The organism is Pseudonocardia sp. 73-21, assembly GCF_001899645.1.
In the GTDB taxonomy this organism is placed as follows: Bacteria; Actinomycetota; Actinomycetes; order Mycobacteriales; family Pseudonocardiaceae; genus Pseudonocardia.
Map to the genome: position 1 here is coordinate 56,712 of NZ_MKVV01000020.1, position 16,689 is coordinate 73,400.

General features: G+C 72.3%; 15 protein-coding genes. 9 read left to right on the forward strand and 6 right to left on the reverse strand.

Going from position 1 to position 16,689, the window contains the following annotated elements:
• Position 1: 1 nt before the first annotated feature.
• Complete coding sequence (locus tag BGP03_RS04570) at positions 2 to 613, forward strand: carboxymuconolactone decarboxylase family protein (protein ID WP_298797329.1); 612 nt, start codon at positions 2 to 4, stop codon at positions 611 to 613.
• Between the two features lie 216 nt (positions 614 to 829).
• Here the strand turns inward: BGP03_RS04570 and BGP03_RS04575 are convergent, their stop codons facing one another.
• Genes BGP03_RS04575 through BGP03_RS04585 form a run of 3 tightly spaced genes read right to left on the reverse strand, consistent with a single transcriptional unit; the run spans position 830 to position 4,571 of the window.
• The gene (locus BGP03_RS04575; protein WP_296370262.1) at positions 830 to 3,187 is read right to left on the reverse strand and encodes a xanthine dehydrogenase family protein molybdopterin-binding subunit; all 2,358 of its coding nucleotides are present in this window, start codon (positions 3,185 to 3,187) and stop codon (positions 830 to 832) included.
• On the reverse strand, positions 3,187 to 3,699 hold the full coding sequence (locus BGP03_RS04580; protein WP_296370258.1) for a (2Fe-2S)-binding protein: 513 nt from the start codon (positions 3,697 to 3,699) through the stop codon (positions 3,187 to 3,189). The genes BGP03_RS04575 and BGP03_RS04580 overlap by 1 nt, the downstream gene beginning before the upstream one ends.
• On the reverse strand, positions 3,696 to 4,571 hold the full coding sequence (locus BGP03_RS04585) for a xanthine dehydrogenase family protein subunit M (RefSeq protein ID WP_296370256.1): 876 nt from the start codon (positions 4,569 to 4,571) through the stop codon (positions 3,696 to 3,698). Before BGP03_RS04585 ends, BGP03_RS04580 begins: the two co-directional genes overlap by 4 nt.
• 168 nt (positions 4,572 to 4,739) lie before the next feature.
• On the opposite strand from BGP03_RS04585, the gene BGP03_RS04590 reads away from it, so the two are divergent.
• Both BGP03_RS04590 and BGP03_RS04595 read left to right on the forward strand, forming a co-directional pair.
• Positions 4,740 to 5,570, forward strand: a complete 831-nt coding sequence (locus BGP03_RS04590) for a hypothetical protein (RefSeq protein WP_296370253.1) — start codon at positions 4,740 to 4,742, stop codon at positions 5,568 to 5,570.
• Complete coding sequence (locus BGP03_RS04595; RefSeq protein WP_298797330.1) at positions 5,567 to 6,184, forward strand: EthD domain-containing protein; 618 nt, start codon at positions 5,567 to 5,569, stop codon at positions 6,182 to 6,184. The genes BGP03_RS04590 and BGP03_RS04595 overlap by 4 nt, the downstream gene beginning before the upstream one ends.
• Positions 6,185 to 6,188: 4 nt before the next feature.
• Here BGP03_RS04595 and BGP03_RS04600 read toward each other — a convergent pair whose 3' ends face one another.
• Positions 6,189 to 6,716, reverse strand: a complete 528-nt coding sequence (locus BGP03_RS04600) for a nuclear transport factor 2 family protein (RefSeq protein ID WP_296370250.1) — start codon at positions 6,714 to 6,716, stop codon at positions 6,189 to 6,191.
• Between the two features lie 51 nt (positions 6,717 to 6,767).
• Between BGP03_RS04600 and BGP03_RS04605 the strand changes: the two genes are divergently transcribed.
• Positions 6,768 to 7,526 carry an enoyl-CoA hydratase-related protein gene (locus BGP03_RS04605; RefSeq protein WP_298797331.1) on the forward strand — a complete coding sequence of 253 codons (759 nt, stop codon included), beginning with the start codon at positions 6,768 to 6,770 and terminating at the stop codon, positions 7,524 to 7,526.
• Entirely contained in the window at positions 7,526 to 9,160 is a 1,635-nt protein-coding gene (locus BGP03_RS04610; RefSeq protein ID WP_298797332.1) for an AMP-binding protein, read from the forward strand. Before BGP03_RS04605 ends, BGP03_RS04610 begins: the two co-directional genes overlap by 1 nt.
• Here the strand turns inward: BGP03_RS04610 and BGP03_RS04615 are convergent.
• Together BGP03_RS04615 and BGP03_RS04620 are read right to left on the reverse strand one after the other, a co-directional pair.
• Positions 9,152 to 10,735 carry an FAD-dependent oxidoreductase gene (locus BGP03_RS04615; protein WP_298797333.1) on the reverse strand — a complete coding sequence of 528 codons (1,584 nt, stop codon included), beginning with the start codon at positions 10,733 to 10,735 and terminating at the stop codon, positions 9,152 to 9,154. The genes BGP03_RS04610 and BGP03_RS04615 overlap by 9 nt on opposite strands.
• Positions 10,732 to 11,922: an ABC transporter substrate-binding protein gene (locus BGP03_RS04620; RefSeq protein WP_296370243.1), complete on the reverse strand. Its 1,191-nt coding sequence runs from the start codon at positions 11,920 to 11,922 to the stop codon at positions 10,732 to 10,734. The genes BGP03_RS04615 and BGP03_RS04620 overlap by 4 nt, the downstream gene beginning before the upstream one ends.
• A 143-nt stretch (positions 11,923 to 12,065) precedes the next feature.
• Between BGP03_RS04620 and BGP03_RS04625 the strand changes: the two genes are divergently transcribed.
• From BGP03_RS04625 to BGP03_RS04640, 4 genes are read left to right on the forward strand one after another with little or no spacing between them, the layout of a single operon-like run.
• Positions 12,066 to 12,941, forward strand: coding sequence for a branched-chain amino acid ABC transporter permease (locus BGP03_RS04625; protein WP_296370241.1), 876 nt, complete (start codon positions 12,066 to 12,068; stop codon positions 12,939 to 12,941).
• Between the two features lie 4 nt (positions 12,942 to 12,945).
• A complete protein-coding gene (locus BGP03_RS04630) occupies positions 12,946 to 14,754 on the forward strand; it encodes a branched-chain amino acid ABC transporter ATP-binding protein/permease (RefSeq protein WP_296370240.1) in 1,809 nt (602 codons plus the stop codon).
• A complete protein-coding gene (locus tag BGP03_RS04635; RefSeq protein ID WP_296370238.1) occupies positions 14,744 to 15,499 on the forward strand; it encodes an ABC transporter ATP-binding protein in 756 nt (251 codons plus the stop codon). Before BGP03_RS04630 ends, BGP03_RS04635 begins: the two co-directional genes overlap by 11 nt.
• On the forward strand, positions 15,496 to 16,677 hold the full coding sequence (locus BGP03_RS04640; RefSeq protein ID WP_298797334.1) for a thiolase family protein: 1,182 nt from the start codon (positions 15,496 to 15,498) through the stop codon (positions 16,675 to 16,677). The genes BGP03_RS04635 and BGP03_RS04640 overlap by 4 nt, the downstream gene beginning before the upstream one ends.
• Positions 16,678 to 16,689 lie beyond the last annotated feature (12 nt).

The window sequence follows — 16,689 nt, forward strand, 5'->3', positions numbered from 1 at the left end:
GATGGCCAGGATCCGGATGCTCGCCGCCGAGGAGTTCCCCGCCGCGCTGCGCACCCAGCTCGGTGCCGACGACAAGACCCCGCTCGAGCTGGGCAACCTGCGCATCTACGCGCACCGGCCCGCGCTCGCACAGGCCTACGCGACCTACATGGCCGAGCTGCGCAGGCCCGGGTTGCTCAGCCGCCGACTCGTGGAGCTGGTGCGCCTGCGCGTGGCGTTCCACAACCAGTGCCGGAGCTGCATGGCGGTCCGCTACCGCGACGGCGCCGCGGACGGCGTGGACGAGGGCCTGGTCTGTCAGCTCGCGAGTCCCGACGAGGCGCCCGACCTCAGTGACGCGGAACGCAGCGCTCTGCGCTTCGCCGACCGGATGGCGACCGACCACCTGAGCATCGACGACGCCCTGTTCGCCGATCTTCGCTCGCACTTCTCGGAGGCCGAGATCGTGGAGCTGGGCATGAACGTGGCCGCCTTCGTCGGGTACGGGCGGTTGTCGATGGCCATCGACATGGTCGACGAGTTGCCCGAGCGGTTCCGTTCGGCCGCGGACGCGGTCGTCACGCCGTGGAACCCCGACGGCGATCCCGACGCCGTACCGGTCGGGGCGCCATGACTGGGGACGGCCGACGTCCTCGTCGGCGGCGCGGCCACCCGTGGCCCGGGCGTCCGTCGCCGAGCGCGTCGGGATCGCCGACTGTGCGGACGACACGCTGCCTACATCGCCGCGGCCGCCTCGCGTGATGTGGCCACGCCGGCGATCACCGGCTGAGCGGACCGTCAGCGCTGCTCCGCGACGCGGGACAGCGACGACGGTCCGCCTACCGTGCGGTCACGCCTTCTCGATCACCCCGAGCAGTTCCAGCATCCGCGTCGGGGTGACCGGCGTGGCCATCACCCGGCCGCGGCCGACCTGCGCGAGCGCGTCGTCGATCGCGTTGAGCAGCGCGGCCGGCGCGAGCACCGTGCCACCCTCGCCCACGCCGCGCGAGCTGATCACCTTGTCCGACTCGAACTCGAGGTGCTCGATCTCGACCTCGGGCACCTCGGGCGCCGAGGGCATCAAATAGTCCATGAACGTCGCCGAGAGGAACTGGCCCTCCGCGTCGTAGGCGGAGTGCTCCAGCAGCATCCCGCCCAGACCCATGGCGACACCGCCCACGACCTGGCCCTCGACGACCGCCGGGTTGATCATGCGCCCGCAGTCCTCGACGACGAGGAAGCGCGTGACCTCGACCTTGCCGGTCTCCTGGTCGATCTCCACCCAGCAGGCGTGGCTGGCCTGGGAGAACCCGCCGCCCTCGCCGTCGTAGCTGGCGACGTACTCCAGCTCGGTGTTGGTGCCCTCCGGCATCTGGTCGGGGGCGAGCCAGCACCCCATCGCGATCTGGCCCAGGGGCACCGAGGCGCCCGGCGCGCCCTTCACCGAGACGATCCCGTCGACGATCTCCAGGTCATCGACGCTCGCCTCCAGCAGGTGCGAGGCGATGTCGAGGACGCGGGTGCGCAGCTCGCGCGCCCCGTAGACCGCGGCACCGCTGGCCATCGTCGCGGCGCGGCTGCCACCGGTGCCCAGCATCGAGAACGGGGTGGCGTCGGTGTCGCCGTACACGATGCGGATGTCGTCCATCCCGACGCCGAGCTCGTCGCCGATGAGCTGCGAGAGCGTGGTCTCGTGGCTCTGGCCGTGCGGGGTCTGCGGGGTGAACGCCGTGACCTTGCCGTCGATCTCGATCCGGATGCGGAGCGGTTCGGCACCGAACGGGAAGCCGACGGCGGCCCAGAACTCCTGGGTGCCGGGCGCCGGCTCGATGAACGTGCCGACCCCGAACCCGAGCAGCCTGCCCTCGGCGCGCGCCGCCTCCTGCTCGCGGCGCACCTCGTCGAGGTCGACCATCCCGATCATCTTCTCGAACGTCTCGGCCGCGGTGACGCACTCCAGTGTCACGTTCGTGACCATCTTGGTCGGCTGGTCGTCGAGCGTGATGAGGTTCCGGCGCCGTACCTCCACGGGTGAGATCCCGCAGGTCGAGGCGATCTTGTCCATCAGCCGCTCGCGCACCAGCGTCTCGACGGCCCAGGGCCCGCGCAGCGAGATGTAGGACGCCTTGTTCGTCGCCACGATCTTGTGGCTGAACTGGTAGGCGGGCAGCTTGTACGGGCCGGGCAGGGTGGTGCGGACGAGGCCGGCGTAGACCGTGGCCGGCGGGTTGATCGGATAGGCGCCCGCGTCGAGCAGCATCGTCACGCGCAGGCCGAGCAGGGTGCCGTCGGCCTTGACCGCGGCCTCGAGCGTGAGCTGCTCCTCCCGGGCGGCGCCGGCCGCGACGAGGTGTTCGTTGCGGTCCTCGATCCACTTGACGGTGCCGCCGATGGCCTTCGCGGCGGCGCACAGCGCCACGTCCTCGCGGTAGATCGAGAACTTCAGGCCGAAGCCGCCGCCGATGTTGTTGGCGGTGACGCGCAGCTGGTGGATCGGCTGCCGGATCCACCCGGCGAGCAGGAACCGCAGCGTGTGGGTCGTCTGGGTCGACGCCTCGTAGGTGAGCTGTCCGCTGCCCCGGTCGTAGGTGGCGACGCCGCCCCGGGTCTCCATGGGGTTGCAGGCCCAGCGGTGCTGGTCGAGGGAGTCGGTGACCACGTGGTCGGCCTGCGCGAAGGCGGCCTCGATGTCGCCGAAGAGCTGCTCGTCGGCGTGCACGACGTTGCCGGGGACGTCCTCGAACAGCTGGGGCGCACCGTCGGCGAGTCCGGCGGTGGTGCTGACCACCGGGTCGAGCAGGTCGTACTCGACCTCGATCAGCGCTGCGGCGTCCTCGGCGAGGTAGCGGCTCTCCGCCACGATCAGCGCCACCGGCTCGCCGACGTACCGCACGACGTCGTGGGCGATGGCCGGGTAGGCCGGGCTGTGGAGCCCGGGGATGGGCTGGGCGAAGTTGAGGTCCTCGGTGATGGCGCTCATGTCGGCGCCGGTGAAGACCCGGACGACACCCTCCAGCCCGCGCGCCGCCTCGACGTCGATGCCCGTGATCCGGGCGTGCGCCACGGTGCTGCGCAGGAAGTGGCAGTGGAGCATGCCGCGTTCCTGCACGTCGTCGACGTAGCGGCCGGCACCGGTGAGGATGGTGCGGTCCTCCTTGCGGTGGACCCGGGCTCCGACGAGCCCCGAGATCGCGCTTCCGCCGGCCATCAGGACTCCTTCCCCGCGCCCGCGGCGAGTGCCGCCTCGGCGCCGTCGATGATCGACTGGTAGCCGGTGCACCGGCAGATGTTGCCCGAGAGCTCCTCGCGGATCTCCGCGCGCGAGCAGGGCGACGGGCGCCCCGCCTTCTTCTCCTCGACCATGCCGTGGATCGCCATCACGAAGCCGGGGGTGCAGAAGCCGCACTGGAACGAGTGGTGGTCGCGCAGCGCCTCCTGCACCGGGTGCAGCTCGCCGTTCGGCCCGTTGAGGCCCTCGACGGTGGTCACCTCGCGGCCGTCGGCCTGCACGGCGAGCTGGGTGCACGAGCGCTCGGTGGCGCCGTCGACGATCACGGTGCACGCCCCGCAGACGCCGTGCTCGCAGCCGAGGTGCGTGGCGGTGAGGCCCAGGTCCTCGCGCAGGAAGTCGGCCAGCGTGCGCCGCACCTCGATGGTGACGGTCCGCTTCCGGCCGTTGACGGTGAGGGTGATCTCCCGTGTGGTGTTCCCGTTGTTCATCGGCTCTCCCGGGCTCGCTGGGCGGCGGTGCGCACGGCCTTGCGGATCAGGACGCCCGCGAGGTGCTTGCGGTAGGGGGCGGACCCGTGCAGGTCCGCCGAGGGGTGCAGGTCGGCGACGCCCGCCTCGGCGGCCGCCACGAGCGTGGGCTCGTCGACGACGCGGCCGACGAGCGCGGCTTCGGCCTTGCCCGCACGGACCGGAACGAGGTCCACACCGGAGATCGCGATGCGGGCCTCCGCGACGACGTCGCCGTCGAGGCGGACGACGGCGGCGACACCCGCCATGGCGAAGTCGCCGTGTCGGCGCGACACCTCCTCGTAGGCGGCGCCGGTGCCCGGGGCCGCCGAGCGGATCCGCACCGCGGTGAGGATCTCGTCCTCGGCGAGGGCGGTGGTGAAGAAGCCGGTGAAGAACTCCGCGGCCGGGATGACCCGCTCGCCGCGCGGACCCCGGGCCACCAGCTCCGCGTCGAGGCAGGCCGCGACGGTGGGCAGCTCGGCGGCGGGATCGGCGTGGGCGATGCTGCCGCCGACGGTGCCGCGGTTGCGGATCGCGGTGTGGCCGATGTGCGGGAGCGCCTCGGCCATCAGCGGGCACGCGCGGCGCACCACGTCGGAGTGCTCGGCGCTCCGCTGCCGGACCAGCGTGCCGATCGTCAGCACGCCGCCGGACTCGGTGATCTCGCCGAGCCCCGGGATGCGGTTGATGTCGACGATCCGGGCCGGCTGGGCGAGTCGCAGGCTGAGCAGGGGCACCAGGCTCTGACCGCCGGCGAGGACCTTGGTGTCGCCGTCGTCAGGGTCGGTCAGCGCCTGCACGGCCTCCTCGATCGAGGTCGGTGACAGGTACTCGAACGCGGCGGGTTTCATGGGCGCCACTCACCTCTCCGGGAGCACGGCCGTTCACGATGTGGAGGGCAATTGTTATCAGAGATCGGAGGAACGGACCAGGGTTGACACGGGTACGGCGGCAGAGTGGTCGACCGTCCGCGCCTGCGGCAGGGCATCCGGAGTATCAATGCGTACTATCATCAGAGAATGGACCTGCAGACCGTCATGGTCGACGACCCGCGGGGCCGGGTCGTCGCGATCGACTCGGCGTACCACGTCGACGAGCGCAACACCGGCCGCGACGTCGTCGTCAGCGCCTCCTACTCCGGCGTGCTGCCCGCGCGGTTCGTCGCCGACCGGCGGCCGCGGGCGGCCATCGGCCTCGACTGCGGCATCGGCCCGGAGGGCGCGGGCATCGCGGGACTGTGGTTCTACGAGGCGCTCGGCATCCCCGCCGCCACCGCCGACGTCGCGACGATCCTGCTCGGCGACGGGGTCGACGTCGTCGAGCACGGGGTGGTCAGCCGGGTCAACGCGATCGCCGCCGCCTGCGGGGTGGCGGCCGGGATGACCGTCCGGGACGCGGCACTCGTGCTCCTGCGCACCGACCCGGTGCTCCGCGCACCCGACGAGGTGACCAACCGGACCGTGGTGGAGGAGGGCCCGGCCGGTCGGGCCGTCGTGTGCACCGACTCGATCGCCTTCGGCACCGAGGCCGACCGCGACCGCACCGTGCTGGTCACCGCGGGGCACACCGGGCGCAGCGCCGTCCCCTACCTGCGCTCGGTGCACCCGTGGGGTTTCATCTGCTCCGACGGCGGCCGCGGGCGCGACGACTCCGGCATGGCCGGGCTCGCCGTCGTCGAGGCCGACGGGCTGGCGGGAGCCACCGTCGACGCGCGCACCGCACGCATGGGGGACGGCCTCTCCAGCTACCACGACGGCGTGATCAGCGCGGTCAACCGGCCCGCCCACCACCGCGGGGTCGAGATCGGCATGCCCGCGAAGCAGGCAGCCCACCTGCTGCTCCAGGGATGATCACGCGCTTCGGGCTCGCGCCGCGGCTGCCCGGCCTCTCGGTCGGGACGTTCCAGGAGCACTGGCGTGACCGGCACGGGCCGCTGATCGGCGAGCTCCCCGGGCTCGTGCGGTACTGGCAGAACCATGCGCTGCCGGACTCGCTGCCGTGGCCGGGTTTCGACGCCTGCTCGGAGTTCGACGCCGCCGACCGGTGCGCGTTCGACGCGGCGTTCGCCACCGAGCACTACCTGGACCAGGGCCGGGCCGACGAGCGGCGCTTCGTCGACCGCACCCGCGGCGGGGCCCTCTACACGCGCCGGATCGGCCAGCCGGTGCCGCTGCGGCCCGGGTGCGTCCGGCTGCTCACGTTCCTGCGCGGCGACCCCGAGGCCCTCGCGTCCGTGCTGGCCGAGCCGGGGCGCGGCGGTGCCGCCGAGGCCGTCGAGGCCTTCGTGCGGCTCACGGACGTCCCGGGCGTGTTCGACGCCGTCGAGGCGCTCTGGTTCCCCGACGAGACCACCGCCCGCGCCCACCTGGTCTCGGCCGCCGCGGAGCGCGACCGCGCGGCCCTGGCGGGCCTGGTCTTCGGCACGGAGCGCGTGCTCGCGCGCGTGCACGTCGTGCGTGGATGACCGGTCAGCCCACGTAGGCCTTCCAGGTGTCGAGGTTCTCCGGGATGTCGGCCCCGGTGGGCTCGGTGCCGGGCCAGCGGCGGCGCTGCGTGGTGGCGAGGACGTCCGGCAGCTCGGCCAGCGGCGCCGCGTAGAGCTGCAGGGCCCGCCGGCTCACGAACTTCCAGCGCCCCTCCTCGCGACGGTAGGCGTCGACGTAGCGCAGCGCCACGACGAACGGGGTGGGCAGGATCGCGAGCTCCGCGTGCGCGGACACGACACCCGTGGCGGTGTCGGGCCCGGTGAACTCGATCGTGTGGCTGTGCGGGTAGTGGTAGGTCATCCCGTAGCGGTCCAGCTGGCGGCGGTAGTAGGCGATGACGGGCTCGCGGCCGGAGATCGGGCCGTCGGTGGAGTCGAACATCGCGTCCTCGGTGTACAGGTCGGCGATGCCCTCGATGTCGCGGTCGTCGATCCGGCGACCGTAGACGGCCACGAGCTCCTGCAGCTCCGCGCGGTCCTCGAGCCGCCTGATCCGCTGTTCCAGGTCCATGGGTTCCTCCACGTCGTTGTCGCCGGCAATCCAGGGTGATAGTAATCAGGTATGGACGACGATGTGGTCACCGAGCGGCGCGGCGACGTCGCCTGGATCCGGCTCAACCGGCCGGACCGGATGAACGCCTACGACGCCGCGATGGGTGCCGCCGTCACCCGCTCGGTGAAGGACGCCGCGGACGCGGGCGTCATCGTGATCACCGGGACGGGGCGGGCGTTCTGCGCGGGCGGTTATCTCGCCAACCTCGCCGACCCGGACCCCGGCGAGCTGCGGGGCATGTTCTTCGCCTCGCTGGACCTGTTCGAGGCGATCCGCACCTCGCCGAGACCCGTCATCGCCGCCGTCAACGGCGCCGCGGCCGGCGGTGGCAACGAGCTGGTGGTGGCGTGCGACCTGGCGATCGCCGCGCGCAGCGCCAAGTTGGGCCAGACCGGGCCCCGCGTGGGCAGTGCGCCCGTGCTCGGCGGCACCAACCTGCTGGCGATCTCGGTGGGGGAGAAGCGGGCCAAGGAGGTGTCGATGATGTGCCGCCGCTACACCGCCGACCAGGCGGCGGAGCTGGGCTGGATCAACGCCGTCGTCGACGACGACGAGCTGGAGGCCGAGGTCACCCGCTGGGCCGACGAGCTGCTCGAGCTCTCCCCGCGCTACCTGGAGATCGCCAAGATGAGCTCCAACGTCTGGTGGAACGCCTGCCGCGACTCCTACGTCAGCGGCCTCGGCATGCTCGTGCAGGCCATCGGTTCCGACGACATGCGCGAGGGCGCCGCGGCCTTCATGGAGAAGCGGAAGCCGCGGTTCCGGTGATGCGCACCTACGACGACCTCCGCCTGACCTACCCCGACCGTCGCACGTGGACGCTGCCCGCGGTGCTGCGCGACCGGGCGGTCACCCACGCCGACCGGACGTTCCTCGACGTGCCGTTCCAGGGGGCCCGGCTGACCTACGCCGAGACCCTCGACGTCGCCGAACGGGTCGGTGGCGGGCTGCTCGACGGCGGCTGTGCGCCGGGCGACCGGGTGCTGATCATGGCGGCGAACAGCCTGGAGTTCCTGCTCGCGTGGTTCGGCGCCGCGGTGGCGGGGCTCGTCGAGGTGCCGATCAACACCGCCTACCGCGGCACGTTCCTGGAGCACCAGGTGCGCACCGTCGAGCCGGTCGCGGCCGTCGTCGACCCGGAGTACGTCGGTCACCTCCTCGAGCTGGAGGCGGCGAAGGGCATCCGCCGGTTCTACGTCCTCGGTGACGGGGAGGAGGCGATCGCGACGCTCCGGGCGGCCGGGTGGGCGGCGGAGCCGTTCACCGCGCTGACGGGTGCCGAGCGACCCGCGCAGCTGCCGGCGGTCGGACCGGCCGACCTCGCCGCCGTCCTGTTCACCAGCGGCACCACCGGCCTGTCCAAGGGCGTGATGATGCCCCACGCCCACTTCTACTTCTTCGCCGAAGAGTGCGTCTCGCTCTGCCGGCTCACCGACGCCGACGCGCACATGGCCGTCGGGCCGCTCTTCCACGGCAACGCGCAGTTCCTGGCCGCCTACCCGGCGATGATCGTGGGAGCCCGGTTCGTGCTGCAGCAGCGGTTCAGCGCGAGCCGGTGGGTCGACCAGCTGCGCGCGAGCGCCGTGACCGTCACCAACTTCATCGGCGTGATGATGGACTGGGTGCACAAGCAGCCCCGCCGCCCCGACGACGCCGACAACCCGCTGCGCTGCCTCTACGCCGTGCCGCTGGCCACGTCGGTCGCGCCCGACTTCCGCGAGCGGTTCGGCATCGAGGCGTTCGTCGAGAACTTCGGGCTCACCGAGATCGCGATGCCGATCCTGACTCCGTACGGCGCGGACCGGCCGCCCGGTGCGGCCGGACTGCTCGTCGGGGACTACTTCGACGTCCGGCTCGTCGACCCGGACACCGACGAGGAGGTGCCCGTCGGCGAGGTGGGGGAGCTGGTGGTCCGCGCGCATCTGCCCTTCACGATGACGTCGGGCTACTACGGGATGCCCGAACGGACCGTCGAGGCCCAGCGCAACCTCTGGTTCCACACCGGCGACGGCCTGCGTCGCGACGCCGAGGGCTGGTACTACTTCGTCGACCGGCTCAAGGACGCCCTGCGTCGCCGCGGTGAGAACATCAGCTCGTTCGAGGTGGAGCAGCCGATCCTGGCCCACCCCGACGTCGTCGACTGCGCGGTGGTCGGGGTGCCCGCCGACGCCGAGGCGGGCGAGGACGAGCTGCTGGTGGTCGTCGTGCCCGCCGAGGGGGCCGCGGTCAGCGCCGCCGACGTCTGGGCGTGGTGCGAACCGCGGTTGCCCGCCTTCGCGGTGCCGCGGTACGTCCGGATCGCCGCCGAACTGCCGATGACCCCGTCGGGCAAGACCCGCAAGACGGAACTCCGCGTCGCCGGCACCGCGGGCGCCGCCGACCGCGAGGCACGATCAGAGTGACTCGGCCACCAGTAGGGCCAGGGTGACGGCCCGGCTGAGGGAGAAGCCGCTGTTGTAGGCCGCCCCCGAGCTCGAGAACGCCGCCGCCGCCCCCGCCGCGTACAGGCCGTCGATCGTGCGGCCGTCCTTGTCCCGTACCCGGCCGTCCGCGTCGACGGCGATGCCGGTGAGCCCGATCCCGGTGCTCACCATCCGCAGCCGCATCCCGAAGAACGGCGGGGTGTCGACCGGGCCGAGGTTGGGGTGCGGTGACTGCGCCGGGTCGCCCTGGAATCGCTGCCAGGTGGCGTTGGTGCCGCGGCCGAACAGCGGATCCGACCCGTGCGCGACGTCGGCGGAGAAGCGTTCCGCGGTGCGGGCGAGCTCCGCCCCGTCGATCCCGAGGCGCGCGCCGAGCTCGGTGAGCGTCGGCGCGGACGCGACGAGACCGTCCGGATAGGAGCCGCCGGGCGGCGTCGGCCCCAAACCGTAACGGGCGTGGTGGCGCTCGTCCCAGATCATGAAGCACGGCAGGTGCGGGCTGCCCGGGGTGAGCACCGCATTGGTGATCTCCCAGTAGACGGCGTCGTCGCAGAACCGCCGACCCGTGGTGTCGACGACGAACGTGTGCGGCAGAGAGTGCTCGCGAGCCACCTGGAAGCCGGGCTCGGTGTCGACGGGATACCCGACCTGGACGGGCACCCGGTTGCCGGGGATGACCGTCACCGCACCGCCGGCCTGCCCGGCCAGCCGGATGCCGTCGCCGGTGAGGGTGCGCGGGGCGACGCTGCCCCGGTCCTCCGGCTCCAGGCCGAGGTACTCGCGGGCCAGGTCGTCGTCCCAGTCGTAGCCGCTGGTCGCGAGCACCACGGCGCCGTCGAACCGGCGTCGGCCGCCCGGCGTCTGCGCGACGACCCCGACGACGCGATCGCCCTCGACCACCAGCTCCACCGCGGCGTGCCCGGTCAGGATCGGCACCTCCCGGGCCACCGCGGCGGCCAGGAAGCCCGCGACGACCCCCGTGCCGAACGAGTACAGGTCCTCCCGGGCGATCCCACCGGCCTCACGCGCCGCCCCGAACGCGGAGGCGCGCAGCCCGGCGTCGAGCATGTCGCCGTAGGTGGTGCCGACCGGGAAGTGCGGCGAGACGCGCAGTCGTTCCCGCCAGCGTCCCAGCTTCGACGCGTCGAAGACGGCCGTGAGGTAGCGGCCGGTCGTCCGGGCGCCCGGCGCGTCCTGGTAGTAGTCGGGATAGTCCGGGATGATCTCCCACCGCACGGCTCCGACCTGCTCGAACCACTCCGCCGCGCGGGGTGCCTCGGTGAGCCAGCGGCGCAGCGCGACGTCGTCGACGAGCTCCGGGTGCGACGCCCCGACGGCCCGGACGTAGCGCTCGGCGTCGGCGAGGTCGTCGGCGATGCCCTCCCGGGCCTCGACGTGGTTGGCGGCCACCCACACCTGCCCGCCGGAGAACGCCGCCGCGCCGCCGACGCGATCCCCCTTCTCCAGGACGGTGACGGGGTGCCCGCGCTCGGCGGCGGCGACGGCGGTGGCGAGCCCGGCGAGGCCCGCCCCCACCACGACGACGGGTCTCACTGGCAGACGGGCTCGCCGCTGGCGCGGAAGACCCCGCCGGTCACGGTGGCGAGTGTGATGCAGGTGCTGGCCGTGTGCTTGCCGTCCGCGAGCGTGACGGGCGGCATGATCCCGCCCAGGTCGAGACCGCGGGTGCTGTCGAGCGCCTGGAGGAACGACTCGGTCGTGACGTCCTTGCCGGCCCGCTTCAGGGCGTCGACGATGATCTTGCCGCCGACCCAGCTGTTGAGCGCGAACATGCTCTGGTTCTTGCCGGGCTCGTACTTGTCCATGGCGGCGCGGAACTCGTCGGTACCGGGCAGGTCGCTGGCCGGCGGGGCGTACGGGTTGATCGTGACGACGCCCTCGGCGAGCGGCCCGGTGAGCTTCGCGAGGTCGGGCCCGGTGTTGCCGAGCGAGGAGTACCACCCCACCTTGTAGCCGGTCTGGGCCGCCTCCTTGATGGCCACCGACAGCTGGTTCGAGTTGCCGATGAACACGATGTCGGTGACGCCGGCCTGCTGCAGGCGCTGCAACTGCGGTGCGTAGGTGGTGGCGGTCCGCTCGAAGTTCGCGTCCGCGGTGACGGGCGTCCGGCCCTTCTTGAACCCGTCGACGACCTCGGCGGACGTGCCGTCGTTCTGGTAGAGCACGGCCCACTTGCCGGCGGCCAGCGTGGGCTGCGTGGCGACCCAGTTCGAGAACAGCTCGAACTGCGGGGAGAGCGGCAGCATCGAGGCGAACGACCGGTCGTAGGCGGCGAACTTCACCGAGAGCGCCATCGGGAACAGCAGCGGCGTGCCCGACGTCTCGAGCGTCGGGAGGCCGGCGAGGGTGGTGGCGGTGCCGTTGTTGCCCCAGATGCCCAGCACCGGTTCCTGACTGGCGAAGTAGCGGGCACCGGCCACGGCCTGTTTCGGGTCGTACTGGTCGTCCTGCACGGACAGGGCGAGCTTGCGGCCGTTGACACCCCCCGCGGCGTTCACCGAGTTGATCAACGCCTCGGCGCCCGCACGGCCGTCGACGCCGAGGGCGGCGAAGGGGCCGGTCAGCGGGGTGACCATGCCGAAGGTGATCGTGCTGTCGGTGACGCCCGGCGCAGTGGCACCACCGCCGGACTGGCCGGATGACGAGACCGTCGCGCCACCGCAGGCCGCGACCACGCTCATGGCGGCCGCTGCTGCGACCAGGCCCAACACTCGACGCATGGGACTCTCCTCAACGAGAATCTATGATAATGGTAGGCGCACATTATGAGGGACGGGTGGCATGCGCAAGGGTTCCGCACCGCTCATATCTCTGTATATGATTATCAGCTCAAGGTGAGACGCACAGCGGTGGGAGGAAGAGCATGAGCGGCTTGTTGCAGGCGCTCGTCACCGGGCTCATGACAGGTGGGGTGTACGCGCTGCTCGCGCTCTCCATCGCGCTGATCTTCAAGACGATGGACACGGTCAACTTCGCGACCGCGTCGATGGGCGCGTTCTGCGCCTTCCTCTTCTTCCAGGTCGGCACCGTGCTCGGGCTGGGCTGGGGCCCCGGGCTGCTCGTCGCCGCGCTGGGGGCGGTCGCGCTCGGCTGGGCGGTGGAGCGCGGCATCGTGCGCCCGCTCGGCGGCGGCGACCTCTTCCGCCTGGTCCTCGCCACCATGGGCCTGGACATCCTGCTCAACAACGCGACCCAGATCTTCTTCGGATCGGGGGTGCAGAACATCAACGCACCGCTGCCCACCGGGGCGTGGGACGTCGGCGGGGTCACCATCGACCTCACCCGGCTGGTGATCCTCGCCATCGCCGTCGCGAGCACCGCCGCGATCGCGCTCGTGCTGCGCTACACCAACCTCGGCATCGGGATGCGGGCCTTCGCCCAGGACCCCCAGGCCGCCGCGCTGATGGGTGTGCCCGCCCGGACCGTGTCGCGCTGGACCTGGATCATCTCCAGCCTGCTGGGTCTGGTGGCGGCGATCATGGTGGCGTCGGTGTCGGTCCTGTCGGTCGGCTTCCTGCAGGGCACCTTCATCTCGGCGTTCACCGCCGCGGTGCTCGGCGGCCTGTCGAGCCTCCCCGGTGCCGTGGCGGGCGGGTTCATCCTCGGCGTGCTCGAAGCGCTCTCGATCTCCTACGCCCCGCGGGCGGTGACGATCGTGCTCCCCGTGCTGATCATCCTCGTGGTGCTCATGATCAGACCCGCTGGCCTGTTCGGCCGCCTCTCGGCGCAGCGGGCGTGACCCGGTGAGCGCACTGCGCCGGGTCCCCGGCAAGGACGTGGTCATCGGGCTCGTCGTGCTGCTGCTCGTCTGCGGCCTGGCCGGCGGGCTGACGACCTACCAGGTCTACGTCGTGACGATCGTCGTGATCTTCACGATCATCGGCGCCAGCCACACCGTGCTGTTCGGGGCGGCGGGCCAGCCGTCGGTCGGGCACGCCGCGCTGCTGGGCGCCGGCGTCTACGCGGCGGTCGCCGTCGCGGCGAACACGTCCTGGGGCCTGCAGGGCGAGCTCGTCGCCGGCGTCGTCGTCGGCGGCCTGATCGGTGTGGTGATCGGGCTCCCGTCGCTGCGCATCGGCAGCCTCTACCTCGCGATCGCGACGCTCGCCCTGTGCGTCGTCGCGCAGCAGATCTACTTCGAGTGGAGCGACCTGACGGGCGGTGGAGCCGGTACGCAGGTCCCGCCGCCGACACTCTTCGGCTCCACGTACACCCCGCTCGGGCTGCTCTACATCACGCTGGCGATGACCGGGGTGTCCCTGCTGTTCGCCCGCAACCTGCTGCGGGGCAGGCAGGGGAGGGCGTGGAACGCGGTGCGGACGAGCCCGCTGGCCGCGTCGAGCCTCGGGATGTCACTGGGCTGGCAGAAGGTCGGCGCGTTCGGCGTCTCGGGTGCGATGGTCGGGTGCGCGGGTGTGCTCTACGCGCACGCGGTCAACTACGTCTCGCCGCAGGACTTCACCCTCGATCTCTCGATCATCACGCTCGTCATCGCGATCATCGGCGGCCAGCGCTACCTCTGGGGCGCCGCACTCGGTTCGGTCTTCGTCGAGGGCGTGCCGGAGGTGCTGCGCGCGACGGGGGAGTTCCGCTACATCATCTTCGGCGGCGTGTTCGTCCTGATCATGCTGTTCTTCCCCGAGGGTTTCGCCGGTGGCGTGGTGATGCTGTGGCGCCGGTTCGGGCCCGGACGTCGTCGCACCGCACCCGCCGCCGTCGAGCTGCAACCGACCGCGACGCTCGTCGAGGCCCAGCTGGCCCGGGCCACCACCGACGACACACCGCAGGCGGACGGCGTCGGCCTCACCGTCTCCGACGTGCGGGTGGCCTTCGGTGGCGTCACCGCCGTCGACGGGGTGTCGATCGACGTGGCGCCGGGCTCCGTCGTCGGGCTGGTCGGCCCGAACGGCGCCGGCAAGACGACGCTGCTCAACGCCATCTCGGGATTCGCGCCGGTCGAGGCGGGCACGATCACCGTCGACGGGCAGGCACTGCGCACCCGCCGCCCCGCCCAGCGCCGCGGGCTCGGCGTGGGGCGCACGTTCCAGAACCTCAGCCTGCACGAGGGGCTCACGGTGCTCGACCACCTCATGATCGGCCAGCACTCCACGGCCGGATACGGTCCGACGAGCCAGGTGCTGCGGCTGCCGCCGTTCGTGCGCGGCGAGGCGCGCATGCGCGCAGCGGCGATGGAGACCGCCGAGATCCTCGGGCTCGCCGACCTCGTCGACGAGCGCGTGGAGAATCTCGCCTACGGCGTGCAGAAACGCGTCGACGTCGCGCGGGCCGTGGTCGCGCGCCCCCGGCTGCTCCTGCTCGACGAGCCGGCGGCCGGCCTGACCCCCGACGAGGGCGACGACCTGGTCGGGCGCGTGCTGGTGCACAGCCGCCACGTCGGCGCGACCGTCGTGCTCGTCGAGCACAACATCGAGCTGGTCATGCGGGTCGCCGACCGGGTGGTGGCGCTCAACTTCGGCCGGGTCATCGCCGACGACGTGCCGGCCGTGGTCCGGCGGCAGGACGACTTCGTGGAGGCCTACCTTGGCAGCTGACCCGGGAATCGGCGACGGGCGGAGTGGGGGGCTGGTCCTCCGCGGCGTCACGGCCGGCTACGGCCGGTCGAGCGTGCTGCACGGCATCGACCTCACGGTGCGGCCCGGCCAACGCGTCGCCGTGCTCGGACCCAACGGTGCGGGCAAGACGACCACCCTGCGCGTGGTCTCGGGTCTCGTCGAGGCCCGCACCGGCGAGGTCACCCTCGACGGCGGGTCGCTGCTGGGGCTGCGGCCCGACGAGATCGTCCGGCGCGGGGTCGCGCACGTGCCGCAGGGGCGGCGGGTGTTCCCGGACTTCACGGTCGAGGAGAACCTGCGCACCGCGGCCTACACACGCGGCGGCCGCGACGTCGACGACGACATCGCCATGGTGCTGGAGGCGTTCCCGCGGCTGCGGGACCGCTTCGGCGTCCGCGCGGGATTCCTCTCCGGCGGGGAGCAGCAGATGCTCGCGATCGGGCGGGCCGTCGTGCAGCGACCGCGGCTCGTGCTGATCGACGAGATGTCGCTGGGACTCGCGCCGATCCTGATCAAGGAGCTGTACAGCCGGCTCGACGTCCTCTTCGCCGACGTCCCGGCCGTGATCGTCGAACAGAACCCGTCGATCGCGCTGGAGCACTGCGGCTGGGTCCATGTGCTCGCGGGCGGACAGGTCAAGGCGTCCGGCCCCGCGTCGGAGTTCACCTCACAGGAGCGGCTGATGCAGGCGTACACGGGTGCCGTCGAAGGCGTGCCGTCGTGAACGGGCCCGTCGTCATCGACGCGGTGCGGTCGCCGATGGGCCGGGGCAGGCCGGGAGGTGCGCTCTCGGGCGTGCACGCCGTCGACCTGCTCGCGCAGACGATCGCCGCGCTGCTGGAGCGCACCGGGGTCGATCCCGGCCGGGTCGACGACGTCGTCACCGGTTGCGTGAGCCAGGCCGGCGAGCAGTCCGGCGGGGTGGGGCGGATGGCGTGGCTCGCCGCGGGTCTGCCCGAGCACGTCCCGGCCGTCACGGTGGAGCGCAAGTGCGGCTCGAGCCAGCAGGCCGTGCACTTCGCGGCGCAGGGCATCGCCGCAGGCGCCTACGACATCGTCGTCGTCGCGGGCGTCGAGTCGATGAGCCGTGTCCCGATGGGATCCGCGCGGCTGGGCGCCGACCCGTACGGACCGTCGGTCACGGCACGGTACGCACCGGGACTCGTCTCGCAGGGCGTGGCGGCCGAGCTGGTCGCCGCCCGCTGGAAGCTCTCCCGCGAGCAGCTCGACGACTACGCGGCCCGCTCGCACCGCCGGGCCGGAGAGATCGCCGACGCGGGCGGGTTCGCCCGCGAGATCGTCGCGATCACCACCCCCGACGGCACCGTCGTGAACGCCGACGAGACCATTCGCCGCGGCACCACCGCCGAGCGCCTCGCGGGGCTGCGACCCGCCTTCGCCGACGACGCCGTGCTCGACCGCTTCCCGGAGATCCGCTGGTCGGTCACGGCGGGGAACTCCTCCCAGATCACCGACGGTGCGTCGGCCCTGCTGCTCACGAGCGAGCGGGTGGCCACGGAGCTGGGGCTCACGCCACGCGCCCGGTTCCGGGGCTTCGCGGTCTGCGGTGACGATCCCGTCGCGATGCTCACCGCGCCCATCCCGGCCACCCGCCGCGTGCTCGACCGGGCCGGTCTCACCGTCGACGACATCGACCACTACGAGGTCAACGAGGCGTTCGCCCCGGTGCCCCTGGCCTGGCAGGCCGCGTTCGGCACCGACCCCGGGAAGCTCAACCCGTGCGGCGGCGCCATCGCGCTCGGGCATCCGCTGGGCGCCTCGGGGGCACGGCTGGCCACCACCATGCTGCACGCGCTGGAGCGCTCCGGCGGCCGGCTCGGCCTGCAGACCATGTGCGAGGCCGGCGGCCAGGCCAACGCCATGCTGCTCGAACGTTTCTGAGGCGGAGGGACC

What these genes read in the sequence shown, in the direction of transcription:
- BGP03_RS04585 (WP_296370256.1), bottom strand. Translation starts at nt 4,571, where the DNA reads ATGAAACCCGCCGCGTTCGAGTACCTGTCACCGACCTCGATCGAGGAG.
- BGP03_RS04595 (WP_298797330.1), top strand. Translation starts at nt 5,567, where the DNA reads ATGATCACGCGCTTCGGGCTCGCGCCGCGGCTGCCCGGCCTCTCGGTC.
- BGP03_RS04575 (WP_296370262.1), bottom strand. Translation starts at nt 3,187, where the DNA reads ATGGCCGGCGGAAGCGCGATCTCGGGGCTCGTCGGAGCCCGGGTCCAC.
- BGP03_RS04570 (WP_298797329.1), top strand. Translation starts at nt 2, where the DNA reads ATGGCCAGGATCCGGATGCTCGCCGCCGAGGAGTTCCCCGCCGCGCTG.
- BGP03_RS04590 (WP_296370253.1), top strand. Translation starts at nt 4,740, where the DNA reads ATGGACCTGCAGACCGTCATGGTCGACGACCCGCGGGGCCGGGTCGTC.
- BGP03_RS04600 (WP_296370250.1), bottom strand. Translation starts at nt 6,716, where the DNA reads ATGGACCTGGAACAGCGGATCAGGCGGCTCGAGGACCGCGCGGAGCTG.
- BGP03_RS04625 (WP_296370241.1), top strand. Translation starts at nt 12,066, where the DNA reads ATGAGCGGCTTGTTGCAGGCGCTCGTCACCGGGCTCATGACAGGTGGG.
- BGP03_RS04580 (WP_296370258.1), bottom strand. Translation starts at nt 3,699, where the DNA reads ATGAACAACGGGAACACCACACGGGAGATCACCCTCACCGTCAACGGC.
- BGP03_RS04605 (WP_298797331.1), top strand. Translation starts at nt 6,768, where the DNA reads ATGGACGACGATGTGGTCACCGAGCGGCGCGGCGACGTCGCCTGGATC.
- BGP03_RS04610 (WP_298797332.1), top strand. Translation starts at nt 7,526, where the DNA reads ATGCGCACCTACGACGACCTCCGCCTGACCTACCCCGACCGTCGCACG.
- BGP03_RS04620 (WP_296370243.1), bottom strand. Translation starts at nt 11,922, where the DNA reads ATGCGTCGAGTGTTGGGCCTGGTCGCAGCAGCGGCCGCCATGAGCGTG.